This window comes from Pseudoalteromonas agarivorans (assembly GCF_024518735.1).
Lineage (GTDB): Bacteria > Pseudomonadota > Gammaproteobacteria > Enterobacterales > Alteromonadaceae > Pseudoalteromonas > Pseudoalteromonas atlantica.
Window position 1 is genome coordinate 255,527 of the sequence record NZ_JANIGJ010000003.1, and the last position, 19,005, is coordinate 274,531.

Sequence of the window (19,005 nt, forward strand, 5' to 3'; positions counted from 1 at the left end):
TTACTAAAACAATATTAAAAATTTAAATTAAGATGCAGTATTGAGTGCTTTATGGCGCAATAGCGACCAGTAAGCGGTTGCAAAATAAATAATGGTGCAAATAAAACATGCAATTTCAAACTGAGATTTATTTCCTGCGTAAATGCTCATGCTGTCACTAAAAAACATTACTTGGCTGGCAAAGCCAAAAATAATAAGTAACGAAACAGTCGACACGCCATTTAACACTTTGGTTAGCATTGAGTTATCAACAACTGGAGCTTGAACGTTTTCTGCAAGCCCTGCTTGGTACTCTTTAATGTCTTGCAGCTCTTGCTCCTCTGCTGCAATTTCTTTGCTGTAGTCTTCACCTGCGCCGTATTTTTTAGCCAGTAGCGTGTAAATAACAATGGTGAAAATCCAAGTAGGAATAAATAAGTAGTAAAACGACATTACATCAATCGCATTTAAACCAAAGCCAAACACAAGTGCTAATGCCCAAGAGGCAATGGCTGGTACGCTACGTGTAATGTTTTTGTATTTAGCCCAGTAGCGGGTTAAACCAATTTTAGGAAATAAAACATGCTCGGCAAATACAATGCCGCCTACAGGTACTACTAATAAGCCTGCGTAAGTTAAAAGCGGTAACATTTGCGAAAATACAAACGGGAAACACGCAATTATAACGGTTACAACACCGACAATTGCGGTAGTGCGCTCGCGCGATTGGTCAACAAAAATAGATTGTGCTGCAAGGCCTGCACGGTAAAGGTTAGCGTTAGCTGTAGTCCAGCCCGCAATAATTACAATAACAAAGCCTGTCCAGCCTAATGCGTGGTAAGCAACGTCACCTGGGTCAAGTGATGAAATAGTTGTTTTAAGTAATACCGCAACACCTGCGCCCATAATACCAGCCGAGATCCATGCTAAGTAATGGCCAAAAAACATACCTACGCCTGAAAACAAACCGTAGCTTTTGCGTTTAGCAAATCTAAAAATTGCCATATCAATTAAGCCAAAGTGGGTAATAGAGTTTGCAGCCCATGCAAAACCAATAACCTCTAATAAGCCAATACCTTTTTCGCCATCAGCGGTGGTACCGGTCCAAATAGAAGAATCCCCTATCGCCATAAAGTCATCAAACCCTGTTAGCGTGGTCACTCCTAATACATGATTAGAAAGCTCAGGGAACAATGCAAACGAGCCCGCTATAAAAATAACAAATAACCATGGCGCACAAATTTTAGAAAAATCAGCAACGGTTGAAAAACCATACATAGCCACAAATACAACAATAGAGCCAACCGATAATACAATGGCCACAAATGCTAAGCTGTTAGGGTACCAATCGAGTTGCGCGGGTATATCAAACAAAAACCGCACTGCGGTTGCCGATACCGTGATCATAGCGGCGGATATCACACTAAATATGACCACATTTGCCCAGTTATAGAGCTTGGTCATTGAGTTACCCGCAATTTTATTTAGGTAGTTGTATAAACTTAAGCGTGTTTCTACCGCAATTGGAGAGGTAATTAACCACCACGAACACATAGCTAATAGGTTACCAATTAATAAACCTAGTAAAATGTCGATGGTCGATGCGCCTAATGCAACAAAGGTTGCACCAATAACAAACTCGGTTGCAGCAACGTGTTCACCAGCGTATAAACCGGCAAAGTGCTTCCAACCATGAAGCTTATGATTAGCAACGGGCAATTGCTCTTCGTTAACATCGTTAAATGTTTGTGTGTGTGGACTTGATGCCATGGTATTTTCCTATTGTTTTAAGCACAGCCCTAACTATTAATTTAAATAAGTGTTTTTTATTTAAATTAATAGTGAGTAAATCACCGTGCCTTTTTATAATGCTACTACTATAACTACTTAATAATTAATGCATTTTTACGTTAAGCTTTGTCAGTGTCATAAAGCTTAACGTTGATATTCTATTACTGTGTTTGTAATGTTGGGTACTGTTTATAAAAGTCATCCCAATGCGTTAAATGCGCTACCTCTGGGTAAGCTTGGTGAACAAAGTTCACTGCATCTTGCATATGCCCACCCCCGCTGTAATGCAAAACCTGCATATTGGCGGCAAGTGCGGCGCACACGCCGGCTTTTGAATCTTCAATCACTAAACAATTTTGTGGCTTCACGCCCATTTGCTCAGCGGCATGTAAAAATAAATCGGGTGCGGGCTTACCATTTTTTACCTCACTTGAGGTAAATACCTTATTAAAGTGCTGCGATAAATTAACCACATTAAGCGCTTTAGCGGTGCGTTTAGGGCTACTGCTTGTTGCAATACAGCAAGGTACAGATAATTGCTCTAGCACGTGTTTAATGCCGTTAGTTGGCATTAATGCAGTTTCGAACTCGTTTAATAATGCTTCTCGGTAATCGGCTTCAAAGCTCTCAGCTAAGGTCACGTTAAAGGTATCGAATAAGTTTTGGGTAACTGTTTTAAAATTACAGCCCAAAAAATATTGCTGTACATAGGCTCGGTCAATATTAACGTCAACCTCTGCAAGCATGTTTATTAACACTTGCGCGCTTAATATTTCGCTATCTATAACAACGCCATCACAATCAAAAATAACTAATTCTATTTTAGTATTCATATTGCCCCTTTTTATGCACCTAGTTTGGTGCAACCTTAACTTGAGCATAAGCCCAGCAAGTGAGCATATTCTCTTTATTGTTATAATAAGTCAACATCTTGTTAGTGAAAAACGCACCACAGTGGTGAATATTTATTCATTAAATATGAAATTGTCTGTATTTTCATTGATTTCAAAATTGCAATTACGACTAAGGTCGAACATTGCAAAACCGCTATTTAGAAAATAGAAGGCAGCACGCAAACAGCAATCTAAATTTGTGATTACTCCAATCTAAACAATCAACTTTACCGAATTCGCTTTTGTTAATACACTCGTTAACAGTTAAACAGCCAGCAACACTGCCGGCACTTTTTACAGATGAGGTCGACAATGAATACTCAAAACAACACGATTAATAATAAATCTACGTTAACGCTAAGCGCATTAGCTTTAGCAATGGCATTACCTGCAAGTGCCGCAACTACCCTTACTAAAGACAACGGCGCAGCTGTTGGCGACAACCAAAACTCTATTACCGCAGGTGAGCGCGGAAGTGTATTACTTGAAGACGTACACCTAATTCAAAAGCTACAACGTTTTGCACGTGAGCGTATTCCTGAGCGTGTAGTGCATGCGCGTGGTACAGGTGCACACGGTGTGTTTGTAGCGTCTAAAGAATTAGATGACTTAACAATTGCTGCACCGTTTGCAGAAGCGGGTAAAGAAACTGACGTATTTGTACGTTTTTCATCAGTAATTCACTCAAAAGGTAGCCCAGAAACACTGCGTGACCCACGTGGTTTTGCTACTAAGTTTTACACCGACCAAGGTAACTGGGATTTAGTAGGTAACAACTTACCGGTATTCTTTATTCGCGATGCGATTAAATTTCCAGACATGGTTCACTCGTTAAAGCCATCACCGGTAGATAACATTCAAGATCCTAACCGCTTTTTTGACTTTTTCTCATACGAGCCAGGTTCTACTCACATGTTAACGTGGGTATACAGCGACTACGGCACACCAGCAAGCCTACGTAAAATGGACGGTTGGGGCGTACATGCTTACAAAATGATTAATAAGTCTGGCGATGTTAAATACGTTAAGTTTCATTGGGTAAGCCAACAAGGTATAGACAACCTTGATGCTAAAGAAGTAAACGAAGTGCAAGGTAAAGACTTCCAACACTTAACACGCGACCTATACAGCGAGATTGGTAAAGGCAACTTCCCTAAGTGGGATCTATACATTAAAACCCTTGATCCGTCGCAGTTAGATGACTTTGACTACAACCCATTAGATGCAACAAAAATGTGGTTAGACGTTAAAGAAACTAAAGTAGGAACAATGACCTTAAACCGTATGCCAACTAACTTCTTCCAATCTACAGAACAAGTTGCAATGGCACCGGCAAATGTAATTCCGGGTATTGAGCCATCTGAAGACAGACTATTACAAGGGCGTGTTTTCTCTTACGCCGATACGCAAATGTACCGCTTAGGTGCTAACCACCAACAATTGCCAATTAACCGTGCAAAAGTTGAAGTGGTTAACTACAACCAAGACGGCGCAATGAACTACGGTAATACAACAAGTAACGTGAACTACCAACCAAGTCACGAAAACGTTGCAGAAAACCCAATTGCACGCAGAAGTAACACAGAGCTTAAAGGCTACGTACAACAAGCAGCAATTAAAAAGCAGCAAAACTTTGCTCAAGCGGGTGTACTTTACCGCAGCTTTAGCAAGCAAGAGCGCACTAACTTAGTTAACAACTTAGCCGGTGATTTAGGCAAAGTGAAAGACAGCAAAGTTATGCACAAAATGCTTAGCCACTTCTACAAAGCAGATAGCGAATACGGTACACGCTTAACTAACGCTGTAAACGGCGACATGAAACAAGTTAAGCAACTAGCCGCTAAGCTTTAATATTTTACCCAACCTGTAAGTTATTGAGGAAAGCCTAGCTTTCCTCTTTTTTAAAAAGGTAAACAGTATGCGTAAATTACTTATTATATTTACTTTAGTGATGAGCTTTTCAAGCTTTGCCAATGAGCCACAAAGCCCTGTAACGGAACAAAGCACCGCCCAGTCGCAATACGACAGCTTACTTGCTTATTACTTTGCAGCCGCACGCACCGACGACACCGCCGTAATAACGCAATTTGTAGATGCTGGCATTCCTATTAATAGTTACAACAACAAAGGTTACACCGCGCTAATGATTGCCACCTACCACGGCAATAAAAATACGGTAAACACCTTATTGCAATTAGGCGCTAATGCCTGCCTTGAAGACAACCGCGGTAACACAGCCCTAATGGCCGCCATATTTAGAGGCGAATTTAGCATAGCTAAAACACTTGTAGGCCTTGATTGCGATAACGCACATCAAAACAAAGCCGGTCAAACAGCCGAGCAATTTGCACAAAAATTTGGCCAACAAAAAGTGCTCGACTTATTAGCACAGGTCAACAGTAAATCTAATTAACCAACTTTTAATTACCCCCTAGCCCGTTATTGTTAGTGACAATAAGGCTACATTAGCAGCCAATAACACGGCTTTAGCAAAATAAGTAGTACCCTTTAGTTATTTAAACCTTCCTCTCGCCCCATTTTATCTGGGGCGTGGTTTAATACCAACGCCAATAAATAGTTGATCTATTTTACCGGCTAAAACAACGCATTTCTTTGTTGTAATTTTCGTTAAGGGAACAACCATTTACATCAATTTACGCCTAGGACTGAATTGTTTATTCGGCGTAAAATTTAGAACACATACTTAATGGGGTTGGTATAAACAACGCTTTCCCCTCTTGCTGAAACTGGTCTAACCAGATATTATTTTTACCTGTGTACTTTTTATGGGAAATAATAATTCTAATGACCGCACCACACTTTGAGCACACCACTATTACCTGTAATAACAGGCAAACCCTAAGCGCCCGTGTATTTACACCCACCAGCCCTATTAAAGGTGCGGTGATGATTGCCCCTGCAACCGGTATAAAGCAGCAGTTTTATGCAAACTTTGCTACTTACTTACAGCAACATGGCTTTGGCGTTATTACGTTTGATAACAGTGGCATTGGCCAATCGCTTAACCGCAGTATTAAAAAAAGCAAAGCCAGTTTACAAAGTTGGGGTGAGCAAGACATGCCTGCGGTACTTGAGCATTTGCAAAGGGTATTTCCTAATACGCAATATCAATTAGTGGGTCATAGCGCCGGCGGGCAATTAGTGGGGCTAATGCATAACGCTAACGAGCTAAGCTCCGCGTTTAATTTTGCTTGCTCGTCAGGTAAATTAACTAATATGAGCTTAGTGTACCAGGTTAAAGCGCACTTTTTTATGAATGGAGTTATACCCCTTAGTAATGCCTTGTTTGGTCATACTAAATCGCAGTGGTTTGGCATGGGCGAACCCCTACCTAAAGGCGTAGCTAAACAATGGCGAAAATGGTGTAACGCCCAAGGGTATGTGCAATCAGCATTTGGTGATACCGTATTTCAACACTGTTACAACACGCTTTCTATGTCCTCAATATGGGTTAATGCTACCGATGACGATATTGCTAACAATGCAAATGTTGCCGATATGCTCTCGGTTTTTCCTAAATTAAAAGCACAAACCCTAACCTTAAACCCACACGACTATGGTTTGAAGGAAATTGGCCATATGAAATTTTTTAGCAAAAAATCTGACGGATTATGGCCACTTGCGCTTAACTGGCTAAACAAACACAGTTAAAAAATGATGCGTTTACACCGTTAGTTTACGGCGTTAATTTGCTTTTTAACTGGTTTTTCACGCGTTACGAAATAGCACACGAGTGAGCCGCCAGTTACCATTATTACTCCTTGCCAAAACGAGGCACTAAGCGTAATTGATAAATAAAGCGCCGAAATAATCGCCGAAAAAACCGGCGTAAAATACGAAAGCGTACCAAGCAACATTAAGTTACCGCCAATAATAGCTTGGTTCCAAAGAGCATACCCGCTGCCAACAACCACACCAGCTAACACAAGCGTTACGGTCGCGTGCAGTGTAAAGGTCATTTTTGGCTCGTCACTTAATCCATACAACACCCATAAGCTTAGTGCCGTGGCGATAAAAAACAGCACAATGGCATTTTGCCCATTGCTATTTTTTTGAGTAATTACACAGTAAACAGACCAAATAAAAGGTGCTACAAACGCCAATAAGTAGGCTATTGGGTTACTGGCAAAATTGCCCATAATACTATTAAGAGATAACCCGCTATCGCCACCAACGCACCAAGCCACACCAAAAAAAGCGAGCAGCATACCGGGGTAAATCCAAATACTTACTTTACTACGGTTAACTATAATACTGAGCAAAATGGTAAGTGTGGGCCATAAATAATTTATAACTGCCATTTCTACCGCTTGGTGGCGATTATTAGCAAGCCCTACAAACAGCGCTAAACACACCTCGTAAAGTGCAAATAAAGCAGTGCCCCAAATAATATAACGCTTATTAAACCCAGCAAACTTTGGCCGTCCCATTACCAAAATTAAAAACAGCGCGCTTACACTGTACATAAGTGCCGCCCCACCTATGGGGCCAAATAACTCCGAAACATCCCTGAGCAGAGCCACTAAACAACTCCATAATAAAATAGCGGCAATGCCATAAAGCGTGTATTTATGATTAGAAAAAAAGTCCATTAACTACCTAAAAGTACTACTTATGTTTGACGTTACGCTAACAGTAATTGATGGGTTAAACAATTGTTGCTCATCATTTATTGTTATAAAGATGTTTATGGCCTGCACTTAAGTGTTTGACCTTTTGGTCAGTAAAGTTACAATCATTCAACACGTTAAAAACAGCATCGCCATAATGAGCACACAAACAAAGCCAAATAAAAAAGAACTCACCCGAGTAAAAAACCAAACATTAATACTCGATGCCGCCGAGCAGTTGTTTTCTCAGCTTGGTTACGATGGCACCAGTATGAGTATGGTTGCCAAAGAAGCAGGCGTTCCTAAGGCCAATATTTTATATTATTTTAAAAGCAAAGACGGCCTATACGAAAACGTAATAGACCGCATTATCGCGCACTGGAACTTAGGCTTAGATAACGTAACCCCTGAGGACGACCCTGCACATGTGTTGTATCACTATATTAAAAGCAAAGTCATACTTGCCGTAAACCAGCCGCTGCAATCACGTTTATTTGCCAGTGAAATACTGCGCGGCGCTCCTTATTTGCAAAACTACTTTAGAACCAACACACGCCCGTGGGTAAAACAAAAGGTAGACGTGTTTCAGGCCTGGATAGATGCAAACAAAATGGATAATGTTGACCCTTACCATTTATTATTTACCATTTGGTCAACTACGCAGTACTACGCCGATTTTCAGGCCGAAGTGCTACTGGTAATGAACAAATTAGAATACGACGAAACCGATGTGGCACAAATAACGCAATCAACTGCCCATATAATTTTAAAAGGTATTGGTTTAAAAATACCTGAGCACAGTGAGGCTTAACCCATGGATAATTTTACCACCCCAGACTTATTTGACGATCACCGCAATAGCGTACAAGTAGCCGACAGCGGCCTGCGCCACTTTGGTAAAAAAACCACGTTTAGTGGCCAAGCAGTTACCGTTACCTGCCCAGACGATAACTCGTTTGCCGCCGACATACTGCATGAAAACGGCAAGGGTAAAGTACTGGTTATTGATGGCTTTGCTAGCAAACGCTTTGCTTTTATAGGCGATATTATGGCGGAGCGCGCGTTAAAAAACGGCTGGGAAGGCGTGATTATTAACGGCTGTTGCCGCGATATTGAAATACTTGCCACAATGGATTTGCCGGTTATGGCACTTGGCTCAACCCCGCGCAGTACATTAAAGCGTGGCTTTGGAGATAAAAACCAAACAGTGACCATGCTTAGTACCACAATTAACCCTAACGATTGGCTATACGCCGATGTAAATGGCTTAATTATTAGCCCTAACGCATTACTGTAAACGCTACACTTGCAACCAAGTTGGTGCAATCACGCACCAACTTGGTGTGTTTTCACCTCTAAATTACGCCTTCTTTAATACTTATATTTTTATAAATATCTGCTAAACCCCATACAAACCAAACAAAACCTGACCGAGCGGACAACTTTATTGCATTTGGCATTGCTTTTGCTTAGCTTTTAGGCAATATAATAGCTAACCGATTAAAAAGCGGATCAGGCTCTGTAAAATAAAAATAAGATGTTACGCAGTGGGCTGAAAAATAATAATAACTAATTCGTCTTTTTAATCACCCTAAATCTGATTATAACCAGTTGGTCAGATTTACTTTATAACGAGTGGTGATATGAGTACCAAAACAGATAATAATTTTACCGGTATTTTTTGTGACCATGGCCCTAACGCATGGCAAACACAAACCCGCGGCACACTTGTAAATAAGCGCCTTGCAGTAAAAGATGTATTTGCAGTTAAAGGCGAGCGCAACAGCGCAGGTAACCCAAGCTGGTTTAAAGCAGCAAAACCTGCACAGCAAACAGCAAGTGCCGTAAACAAACTAATGAATGAGGGTTGTCGCTTTACAGGCTTTACCCATACCGATGAGCTGGCCTATAGCTTAGAGGGCAATAACATTCACTATGGTGCAGCACAAAACCCAAAACTTAAAGGCCATGCAAGTGGCGGCTCAAGTATGGGCTCGGCAGCAGCTGTGGCGGCTAACCTAGCCGATATTGGCTTAGGCACTGATACTGGTGGCTCTATTAGAATACCGGCAAGTTATTGTGGCTTATTTGGTATAAGGCCAAGCCATAACGTAATTGAAAAAGATGGCCTAATACCGCTAGCGCCCCCATTTGATACCATTGGCTGGCTTACGCAAAATGCAGAGCTGCTAAGCGATGTAGGCAATGTACTGTTACCAAATCAAGCTATTAATAACGTTGATACTTTAGTTATTTGCGAGCCATTATTTGAGCTGGTTCACCCTGTTTTACAAGCCCCACTTAAACAATTGCTTGAAAAAACCAAACCTTATTTTAAACACCATAAAGAATTTGAACTGCCTAACAGTAGCTTATTAAACGAACTGGCTGACAGCTTTAGAATACTGCAAGGGCGAGCAATCGCAAAAACGCATAAAGATTGGCTTCAATTGCCAGGGCAACTTCCCCAGTTTGCTCCGGCAATTGCGGCACGTTTTAACATGGCGCTTGCCCTAACCGCCCAAGAAGAGCAAGAAGCACTAAATGTACAAACCCAATGGCAAACACTAATCGCTAAAAACCTAAACACAAACAGTTGTTTATTTTTGCCAACCACACCCACAACTGCACCTAAATTGGGCGCCGACACAAGCGCCTTACGTATGCAAATAATCACCTTATCGGCCATTGCGGGCTTGAGCCGCTCGGCGCAAGTACACTTACCATTGGCTAATTTAGAAAATGGCCACCCGTATGGGTTTTCATTAATGATGAGCCACGGCAACGATAAAAGCCTACTTGCCTGCGTACAACAATTAGCTGCCCATTTTAAACAGGACACACTTGCATGAGCACACACAACATTGCCTTTACTGCCCCGCATTTTGCAGCAACCGAGGCAGGCACCTTAATACTAAAACAAGGCGGTACAGCCACCGAAGCCATGGTAGCGGCAGCGGCTGCTATTAGCGTGGTATATCCGCATATGAATTCAATTGGCGGCGACAGCTTTTGGCTTATTGATAACCCAAACCAAAGTATACCCACTGCCATTGATGCCTGCGGGCGCGCACCAAACGATATAAGCGCCTATAGCAATGAGCCACACATACCAGATCGCGGCGGTTTAAGCGCGCTTACTCAGGCTGCAACACTTCGCGGCTGGCAAAAAGCCCTTGCGGTAGATGAGCACGCAGCTCTTTCGCTAAGTACTATTTTAGCCCCAGCCATAAAGCTCGCGCGCGAAGGCTTTACAGTGTCTAAAAGCTTGCAAGCAGGCTGCGAAAAGCTTGCTACCGCTTCAAACACTAACGCTGCCTTTAAAGAACTTTACATACCTAATGGTAAACCGTTGCAAGCGGGCCAACATTTTAAAAACCCAAAACTTGCCAGTACCTTTGAGCACTTAGCCGAGCATGGCTTAAACGCCTTTTACCAAGGCCCTTTAGCAGAGTCGTTTGCAAACGATTTAGCTGCCGCAGGCAGTGCAATTACACGCGCTGATATTGCCAATACGCAGGCTGATTTAGTAACGCCGCTCAGTGCTAATTTATCGGGCATACAGTGTTATAACTTACCCGCCCCCACGCAAGGCGTGCATTCTCTGCAAATAATTGGCGCTGTTAATAAACTAAAACATTTAGCCAAAACAGAGGCCGATTGGATGCACTTAATTGTTGAGGCAACCAAACAAAGCTTTACTCACCGCCCTACACTTTGGGCAGACCCAGACGCGCTAGGCGATGATTATAAAAACGCATTAACTGATGAGCGCTTGAATGCGCTTGCCAGCAATATAGATATGAGCCAAGCCAAGCAATGGCCATTTAATGCAGAGCCAGGCGATACCGTTTGGATGGCCGCACGGGATAAAAGCGGCCAACTAGTGAGCTTTATTCAAAGTGTTTATTGGGAGTTTGGTAGCGGTATTTTGATGAGCGAAGGCGGCTTTGTGTGGAATAACCGCGGTTTAAGTTTTAGTTTAAATAGCAACGATGCCAATGCCTTAAAAGCGCATAAAAAACCGGCTCATACACTCAACCCTGCTTTAGCAAAATTTGACGATGGTAGGCGCCTTGCCTACGGCACCATGGGCGGCGAAGGCCAACCACAAACACAAGCTGCTGTATTTAGTGGTTACGCATGGCGTAATAAATCAATTACCCAAGCAGTAAGCGATCCGCGTTGGTTATTAGGGCGCACCTGGGGCGATACAAGCACAAATTTAAAGGTAGAGCAAAGCTTAGTAATTCAAGTTAAACATGAATTAAATCAACGTGACCACGACTGGGTGAGCGTTGATAATAACAATGAAATGATGGGTCATGCAGGTGCCATTTTAGATACGCCTACCAGCCTTGAAGCAGCCACCGATCCTCGTTCAGATGGTCGCGCAACAGTAACTACAGCAGGAACACAATGACAGAAATAATAAATCAATGGCCGATTATAGCGGCCTTAATAGCAACCGGTATTTTTGCAGGTATTTTAGCAGGCCTATTTGGTGTAGGCGGCGGCATAGTAATTGTGCCTGTGCTGTACTTTTTACTGCAAGGCTTTGGCGTAAGCCCTGAGTCGGCCATGATGATAGCCACAGCGACATCGCTTGCCACCATAGTGCCTACTTCTATTTCGTCGATTCGCTCGCACCATGCTAAGGGCAATATCGACCTTGCTTTAATTAAATACTGGGCCCCGTTTATTTTGGTAATGGCCGTTATATGTAGCTACTTAGCTCATTCTATACGCGGTAATGCATTGGTACTTATGTTTGCCTGTATTGCCATTTTAGTAAGTTTAAACATGTTATTTAGAGCCGGCGCGCCTGCCCTTGTTAGTAAATTACCAGGTAAATTTGGCCAAGGCATTATGGCAAGTATTGTCGGTGGTTTATCGGTAATGATTGGCATAGGTGGCGGCACTATTGGCGTACCCATGCTAAACGCGTTTAACGTACGTGCCCATGTTGCCGTTGGCACCGCTGCTGTATTTGGCTTATTAATTGCGCTACCGGGCGTTATTACTTTATTAAGTATTGGTACTACACCCACCGATGCGCCACTTGGCACGTGGGGCCTTGTAAACCTACCTGCTTTTATACTTATTATTCCGCTTACTATTTTGTTTGCCCCTATTGGCGTAAAAATTGGTAGCAAGCTAGATCAAAAACAATTAAAACGCGCCTTTGCCGTTGTATTAATGATAACGGGCATTCGTATGCTTATTCAGACTCTGGGAGCCTAAAACATGTTTAGCGACACGCAAATTCAAACTTTAAATCCGCCACAGCGATTACTCATGGGCCCAGGCCCAATAAACGCAGATCCACGCGTGCTACGTGCTATGTCGGCGCAGCTAATTGGCCAATACGACCCAGTAATGACCGGTTTTATGAACGAAACCATGGCCCGCTATCGCGAAATTTTTAAAACCAAAAACGAATGGACCATGTTAGTTGATGGCACATCACGCGCAGGCATAGAAGCCGTTTTATGCTCTATTTTACGTCCAGGCGATAAAGTACTGGTGCCCATTATGGGCCGCTTTGGCCACTTGCTTGCTGAAATAGCCGAGCGCGTAGGCGCAAAAGTACACACCATAGAGGTCCCTTGGGGCGAGGTATTTACCCCCGAACAAATAGAAAAAGCCATTGTTGATGTAAAACCCCATGTACTTGCTATGGTACAGGGCGATACCTCTACAACCATGAACCAACCCCTTGAACACATTGGCGATATTTGCCAAAAACACGACGTATTATTTTACTGCGATGCCACCGCTTCGATTGTAGGTAACGATTTACCCGCCGATGAGTGGAAGCTCGATGCGCTTTCGGTTGGATTGCAAAAATGTTTAGGTGGCCCGTCTGGCTCTGCTCCTTTAACACTGAGCGATAAATGCGCCGATTGGATCCAAAAGCGCAAAAAAGTAGAAGCGGGTATTCGTACCGCGCAGCATACCGACGGCACCGAGCCATTTGTACGCTCAAACTACTTTGATTTAGGCATGATCATGAATTACTGGGGTGAAGAGCGCCTTAACCACCACACCGAAGCCACCAGCATGCTGTATTGCGCATCAGAATGTGCTCGCATTGTTATTGAAGAAGGCGTAGATAACTGCGTTGCCCGCCACAAGTTACACGGCGATGCCATGCTAACGGGTATTCAAGCGCTGGGCTTAAACGTATTTGGCGACTTAAACCATAAAATGAACAACGTAGTGGGTGTGTATATACCCGAGGGCATTAATCCTGACCACGTACGCGCTCAAATGCTAACCGACTTTGGTATTGAAATTGGCACCTCGTTTGGCCCGCTGCATGGCAAAATTTGGCGTATTGGCACCATGGGTTACAACGCCCGTAAAGATGCCGTATTACAAACATTGGCAAGCCTAGATGCCTGCTTACACGCCAACGGCTATAAAGGCCCTAAAGGCGAAGCCGCTATTGCCGCCCTTGCCCATTATAAATAAAAAAAGGATTTAGCATGACGATTGCAAGCCCCCTCCATGAGCCATTATTAAACAGTGAGCTGGCTAATAAATTTGCCACGCGCGCGTTATTGCGCTGTAAAACGCTCAGTGGCCTATCGCAAATGCAAGGTGGCATTCACCGTGTGTATTTATCTAAAGAGCACAAAGAGTGTAACCGTGTCACTGCTGAATGGATGGCTGAGGCGGGCATGCAATCGTGGCAGGACGAAGTCGGCAATTTATGGGGGCGCTTAGCATCATCTAACCCAAACGCTAAACGATTAATTATTGGCTCACACCTAGACACCGTACCAAACGCCGGTGCATTTGATGGTATTTTAGGGGTGTTACTGGGGATTGAAATAGCCGCCCTTGCGCATACGCTTAAGCTTGAATTACCGTTTCATTTAGATGTAGTGGGCTTTTGTGATGAAGAAGGCACTCGCTTTGCCACCACATTAATTGGCTCAAAAGCACTGGCAAACGAGTTTGACCCCCAGTGGTTAAATATACAAGATACAAACGGCATTAGTATGCGCCAAGCCATGCTTGATTTTGGCCTAAACCCTGATGATTACGCTAAAGCCGCCCTTAACAAAAACGAATTACTCGGTTATTGGGAAACCCACATAGAGCAAGGCCCAGTGCTTGAATCGGTAAATCAGGCGCTAGGCGTAGTAACCGCTATTGCTGGCGCCAAACGCGCTATGATCACCCTAACAGGCCAAAGCGGCCATGCAGGCACTACGCCAATGAACTTACGCCAAGATTCGTTAGTTGGCTGCTCCGAGCTTACCCTTGCCATAGAGCAACTAGCAAAAAACGCGAGTAATGGTGAAGTCGCCACCGTAGGGCAAATTCATGCTAGCCCAGGCGCTACAAATGTTATTGCCGGTAAAACGACTATAAGCCTAGATGCACGCGCACAAAATGATGCCGACCTAGCAGTATTACTTAATGCAATACATACCCGCGCCGATCAAATTGCTACATCGCGTAATTTAACGCTTGATTGGCAATGGACACATGCGGCCGACGCCGTAGCGTGCGACACTCAAATTCAGCAATTGTTTAGCAGTGCCTGTAAATTGAATAACCAAGCCTCGCCTTCACTTGCCTCTGGCGCTGGGCACGATGCCATGGCTATTGCCCCTATTTGCCCTGTGGGCATGCTATTTATACGCAGCCCTGGCGGGATAAGCCATCACCCCGCAGAAGCTGTTATTGATGAGGATGTAACAAAAGCCCTTAGCGTAATGTACAGCGCACTCATGCTGTATGTAAAAGAGTTAGAAAAGTAACTAACGGTTGTGCATCCGCAGGGTAGGCTATGTGCTGTTAGCTTAGCCCTGCGTATTAAACGGGGCTGTGGTTATTAATTAAAGCCAGTATTTAAAGTGGGAGTTTAAAACTTAATTAAGGCTTAAGCCAAGCTCATTTAAACTCGCTTCAAAGCGCTGCCATTTTCTATTTATTTTACGCTTAGCCGATGAGCTCACGTAATTACTAATAGGAAAAAACTCAGTATTACCAATATCATCAACAACAACACACCGCTCAATGGTGCCGTTATTATTAACACACGCTATATTGCGTGGTTTTATTTCTTTGGTGATCACTAAATTGTGTAATAAATAATCTTTTAAATTTAATAGTGGCTCGGCTAATGCTTCACTATTTGGCTGATTTAAATAATATTCTAGCGTTTTAGCCGGCTGATTATTTGCATCAATCACTAAGTCAAACACGTACCCTGTGCCAATATTGGTGTGTACCGTACCATGGTATCGCGCTAACAACTGCCACTGAATGTTCCGGTTACTAAGTCGCTTATAATAAGCCAGCTCTTGATCTTGCTCCTGCGAAAACCCTTCATGGCTTACTTTTATACATAAATTATGTGCCTCAGGATGCCTGTAACACGTTCTATGCGCCCCTTTACCTACAATTAAATCGTCGTTCAATGAGATCAAACCAATTTTCGTCCTAACGTAAATTTACAAATACCAATTCGCTTAATTAAGTAACCTGTTTTGAGGATTGGTATAAAACGAGGTAAATAACACGCCATAAAATTGCACGCTTAGTATTTACATCAATTAATGCAGCTTTTATTACTATCTCAGTAATAAAGTAGGCACATTCGTTAAATAAGCCGGCCATTTTAACTATAAATTAGGGTATATCAAGGTAAAATAGCTACAGTTTGGATGTATTAGAAGCTAAGGTAGATTTGCTTTTGTATTATTATTAAAACGAATACCAGGCTATTGAGATAAGGAAGAAGAACAAAAAATTTAGATTTGTTCGCGGTAGTTAACCAAGTCTTACGAATAAATATTTAGATAGTAGAAGCCCCGTTTTTACTATCTAAATACTCTGGTATATAGCTAAACCGACTTTGTATATTTGTATTCGCATGATACAACAGCTGCACATAAGCCACTAAAAGCTAAAATACAAACTGCAGAAACGGCACCCCAAATTGACATTATCATCACAGGTAAACCGGCATTTGGTGCAGACATAACTATTCCATTCCCTAAATCTTTAGGTGCGCCAAGGTTAGAAAAAATACCAAATAAACCAATGCAAATAGCTATAAAAAACAGTATGTAACTCAAAAACCCAAGCACTCTAGAAGCGATAAGCAGGCCCTTAAGGTTTTCTGTTTTAATTGTTGAGTACGGGTAAAGTTTCATATTCATCCTTAATTTAATTACTTTTATTATTTTTCTGAGCGAATGTTTATTATTCACACAAGCAAACTTAAAAACAAGTAGGAGCAGCTTAAAATAGCTAAATTCACCAAGTAGTTAGCCAAGCATGTTAAATTTATAACTAAGCATTAGATGTATATTGAAATAAGAGAATTGCTTTAGCTAACCTTCGCTAAAAACATTTATTTTGCAGTTATTCGGGTGGCTACATAAAACTAATTATAGGGCCACCCGCTTTAATTTTTATAGTTACTCAATCGTTACCTTTGCATCACTTACCCATGTTTCGGTTATCGCCTCTTCGTTTTTATCAACCAAATACGCGCGTATGCTTACGGGGTCGTTATTGCTCTGTTTGTAGTCAAATGCTAATCGCCATTGGTTGGTACCCACTATTGGGTAAGCACCAATTGGCTCCAGTATTTCGCCGTTACTGGCTTCTACAATAGGCTTTATGCCACTTTCTCTATCAAGGCCTTTAAATACTGGGCCTTCAAAATCAATCACCATTTTGTTTACGCCCTCAGGAATAGGCTGGCCAGGAATTCCGCCCTGCCCTTGGCGAGTATTAACAACACTTGCTAGGTTTTTTGATTTTGGATCGAGTGGACGCCACTCAATATCATAAGAAAAGGTAAACTCATCGCCTTTACGTACCTCTTTTTCAGGCACCCAATAAGCAACAATGTTATCAAACGTTTCATCTTTAGTTGGTATTTCGATTAGCTGCACAGCGCCTCTCCCCCAATCACCCGTAGGCTTGATCCACGCTGATGAACGCTTATTGTAAAACACGCCGTCGTCTTGGTAGTTATTAAAGTCACGATCTCTTTGGATTAAACCAAAGCCTTTAGGGTTCTCATCAATAAAGCTATTGGTCGACACCGACTGCGGATTATTTAACGGTCGCCAAATATACTGGCCCGACCCAGTATGAATCGCTAAGCCATCACTGTCGTGAATTTCTGGGCGCCAGTCTTTCGCTACCGTTTTATCTTTTTCTGAGTACCAATACATGCTGGTTAGCGGCGCTATACCTAAGCGCTCTACATCGGCGCGCATATACAAATTAGCACTTACAGAGGTAACATGCCCTTTGGCCTCTTTGTTGTCTTTACTTAAACCAAACCGATAAGCACCTGTAACAGAGGGCCCCTCAAGCAAAGCCCACACAGACATGCTCTCACCTTTATTTTCTGCAGGGCCTAACCAAAATGCCGAAAAGCGAGGAAACTCTTCTGGCTCACTCATACCGGTATTTATTGCAATACCGCGAGCCGACAACCCATATTGCCCCTGAGGGCCATCAGTTCTAAAATAAGACGCCCCCAAAAACGATATCCAATCTGGTTTTATATCGGGGCGCATAATTCTAAAGCCTGCAAACCCAAATCCTTCTGGTAGGTCGTGGGCAGGGCTATCTTCAGGCATATCAAAAAGCGCATTACTAAAAGGCAGTTCTTTAACGTTGTTTTTATCATCTCTGATGAAAATACTTACCGGCTCAGGAAAATATCGCCCAGGGTAAAATAATTGTACCGGTGCCTTTTTGCCATTTGGGTAGAGGGTTTCATCTTCTTTAAAGCGTATTTTCCAATGTTCGTCATAGGTAATTTTATCAATAAGCTCAGGTGCTGGCACTTCCACAGGCGTATAGGGCTTTTTGGCAGAGGCTTTTGCCATTGCTTTTAAATCTTCAAAAGTAAACTTAGCACTTGCTTGTGCTTGCGCCGCGTGTAACGACACAGAGGAGGCAATAATAGCGGCAATAAATAACTTTAACTTCATAAAAAGTATCTCTAATAAAGGGAGTCTAAAAATAAGCGCCCAGTACGAACGCCTAACTTAAAATGCGTGTAAAGATATTACACACCGCAATATGAACTCGCGTTTACTAAAATAACGTTATTTGGCGAAGCTTCTATGCTTAGCTGTGTTTGGGGGATTGTGTTTGAATAGCTGTATTTAATAAATGCGGCTGATATAGCTTTTACTTAGTTTAAGCCAGTTAGTGCTTTAAAATCGAAATACTGATCTGTGCGTCGCTGCTACGCTCAGTATAAATACCTGACTAGTAAAAGCCTCATAAAATTAGCTAATTAGTATGGTGTTCAGCCAGTTATTTACTAATGTCTTTTCGATATTTTGTTATACCGCTGGCTATTTCTTTCCACCAGTTGTTAGCCCCAAAATGCAATAACTTGTACTTAGTTGGTTTAACTCTGCCTGCGTTTGCAATTATTAACTTTGATAACTGCTCAATATCATAGCCAGTCCACTCAGGTATTGGCTGTGCAAAATTCTGATTAACAGCAGGGTAAACCTCATTCCAGTAGATATACTCTAATTCTAAAATTGAATACTTAGATTTAGCACACGTAGCTATAGCGTTTTCTAGCTCATCAGATGGCTCAATATCCATCCAAAACATTTGCAACGCATCCCAAATAGGTTTTCTATCTTCTGAATCTAATCGTGGATTATCCATAAGCCACTAACGCCTTGTAAAGTTTA

General features: G+C 42.4%; 17 protein-coding genes. 10 read left to right on the forward strand and 7 right to left on the reverse strand.

Annotated features, from left to right (window positions below; genetic code table 11):
- Nucleotides 1–27: 27 nt before the first annotated feature.
- Both NQT65_RS07775 and NQT65_RS07780 read right to left on the reverse strand, forming a co-directional pair.
- Complete coding sequence (locus NQT65_RS07775; RefSeq protein WP_256845747.1) at nucleotides 28–1,749, reverse strand: purine-cytosine permease family protein; 1,722 nt, start codon at nucleotides 1,747–1,749, stop codon at nucleotides 28–30.
- A gap of 182 nt (nucleotides 1,750–1,931) precedes the next feature.
- On the reverse strand, nucleotides 1,932–2,603 hold the full coding sequence (locus tag NQT65_RS07780) for an HAD family hydrolase (protein WP_256850859.1): 672 nt from the start codon (nucleotides 2,601–2,603) through the stop codon (nucleotides 1,932–1,934).
- A 372-nt stretch (nucleotides 2,604–2,975) separates the two neighbouring features.
- Between NQT65_RS07780 and NQT65_RS07785 the strand changes: the two genes are divergently transcribed.
- The 3 genes from NQT65_RS07785 (at nucleotide 2,976) to NQT65_RS07795 (ending at nucleotide 6,335) form a co-directional block, all read left to right on the forward strand.
- Nucleotides 2,976–4,514, forward strand: a complete 1,539-nt coding sequence (locus tag NQT65_RS07785) for a catalase (protein WP_276537816.1) — start codon at nucleotides 2,976–2,978, stop codon at nucleotides 4,512–4,514.
- A 67-nt stretch (nucleotides 4,515–4,581) separates the two neighbouring features.
- On the forward strand, nucleotides 4,582–5,076 hold the full coding sequence (locus NQT65_RS07790) for an ankyrin repeat domain-containing protein (protein WP_064387079.1): 495 nt from the start codon (nucleotides 4,582–4,584) through the stop codon (nucleotides 5,074–5,076).
- Between the two features lie 392 nt (nucleotides 5,077–5,468).
- Complete coding sequence (locus tag NQT65_RS07795) at nucleotides 5,469–6,335, forward strand: alpha/beta hydrolase family protein (RefSeq protein WP_256850860.1); 867 nt, start codon at nucleotides 5,469–5,471, stop codon at nucleotides 6,333–6,335.
- A gap of 20 nt (nucleotides 6,336–6,355) precedes the next feature.
- Here NQT65_RS07795 and yddG read toward each other — a convergent pair whose 3' ends face one another.
- A complete protein-coding gene (gene yddG, locus NQT65_RS07800) occupies nucleotides 6,356–7,276 on the reverse strand; it encodes an aromatic amino acid DMT transporter YddG (RefSeq protein WP_256850861.1) in 921 nt (306 codons plus the stop codon).
- 175 nt (nucleotides 7,277–7,451) lie between these two features.
- Between yddG and NQT65_RS07805 the strand changes: the two genes are divergently transcribed.
- The 7 genes from NQT65_RS07805 (at nucleotide 7,452) to NQT65_RS07835 (ending at nucleotide 15,072) form a co-directional block, all read left to right on the forward strand.
- Entirely contained in the window at nucleotides 7,452–8,105 is a 654-nt protein-coding gene (locus NQT65_RS07805; protein WP_024032802.1) for a TetR/AcrR family transcriptional regulator, read from the forward strand.
- A gap of 3 nt (nucleotides 8,106–8,108) precedes the next feature.
- Nucleotides 8,109–8,591 carry a putative 4-hydroxy-4-methyl-2-oxoglutarate aldolase gene (locus NQT65_RS07810; protein ID WP_054981718.1) on the forward strand — a complete coding sequence of 161 codons (483 nt, stop codon included), beginning with the start codon at nucleotides 8,109–8,111 and terminating at the stop codon, nucleotides 8,589–8,591.
- A 346-nt stretch (nucleotides 8,592–8,937) separates the two neighbouring features.
- Nucleotides 8,938–10,146, forward strand: a complete 1,209-nt coding sequence (locus tag NQT65_RS07815) for an amidase family protein (protein ID WP_256850862.1) — start codon at nucleotides 8,938–8,940, stop codon at nucleotides 10,144–10,146.
- Nucleotides 10,143–11,717 (forward strand): gamma-glutamyltransferase family protein, encoded by a 1,575-nt coding sequence (locus NQT65_RS07820; protein WP_256850863.1) that lies wholly within the window; start codon nucleotides 10,143–10,145, stop codon nucleotides 11,715–11,717. Before NQT65_RS07815 ends, NQT65_RS07820 begins: the two co-directional genes overlap by 4 nt.
- A complete protein-coding gene (locus NQT65_RS07825; protein WP_004587085.1) occupies nucleotides 11,714–12,538 on the forward strand; it encodes a sulfite exporter TauE/SafE family protein in 825 nt (274 codons plus the stop codon). Before NQT65_RS07820 ends, NQT65_RS07825 begins: the two co-directional genes overlap by 4 nt.
- Before the next feature lie 3 nt (nucleotides 12,539–12,541).
- Nucleotides 12,542–13,771, forward strand: a complete 1,230-nt coding sequence (locus NQT65_RS07830; RefSeq protein ID WP_256850864.1) for a pyridoxal-phosphate-dependent aminotransferase family protein — start codon at nucleotides 12,542–12,544, stop codon at nucleotides 13,769–13,771.
- A gap of 14 nt (nucleotides 13,772–13,785) precedes the next feature.
- Entirely contained in the window at nucleotides 13,786–15,072 is a 1,287-nt protein-coding gene (locus NQT65_RS07835) for an allantoate amidohydrolase (RefSeq protein ID WP_256850865.1), read from the forward strand.
- A 111-nt stretch (nucleotides 15,073–15,183) separates the two neighbouring features.
- Here the strand turns inward: NQT65_RS07835 and NQT65_RS07840 are convergent, their stop codons facing one another.
- The 4 genes from NQT65_RS07840 to NQT65_RS07855 all read right to left on the reverse strand — a co-directional run bounded on the left by NQT65_RS07840 (nucleotide 15,184) and on the right by NQT65_RS07855 (nucleotide 18,979).
- On the reverse strand, nucleotides 15,184–15,744 hold the full coding sequence (locus NQT65_RS07840) for a YrbL family protein (protein WP_164834669.1): 561 nt from the start codon (nucleotides 15,742–15,744) through the stop codon (nucleotides 15,184–15,186).
- A 417-nt stretch (nucleotides 15,745–16,161) separates the two neighbouring features.
- Nucleotides 16,162–16,473 (reverse strand): hypothetical protein, encoded by a 312-nt coding sequence (locus NQT65_RS07845; RefSeq protein WP_256850866.1) that lies wholly within the window; start codon nucleotides 16,471–16,473, stop codon nucleotides 16,162–16,164.
- Nucleotides 16,474–16,740: 267 nt separating this feature from the next.
- Nucleotides 16,741–18,279, reverse strand: a complete 1,539-nt coding sequence (locus tag NQT65_RS07850; protein ID WP_256850867.1) for an OpgD/OpgG family glucan biosynthesis protein — start codon at nucleotides 18,277–18,279, stop codon at nucleotides 16,741–16,743.
- Nucleotides 18,280–18,610: 331 nt separating this feature from the next.
- Complete coding sequence (locus NQT65_RS07855) at nucleotides 18,611–18,979, reverse strand: DUF7079 family protein (RefSeq protein ID WP_121638329.1); 369 nt, start codon at nucleotides 18,977–18,979, stop codon at nucleotides 18,611–18,613.
- Between the last annotated feature and the right edge of the window lie 26 nt (nucleotides 18,980–19,005).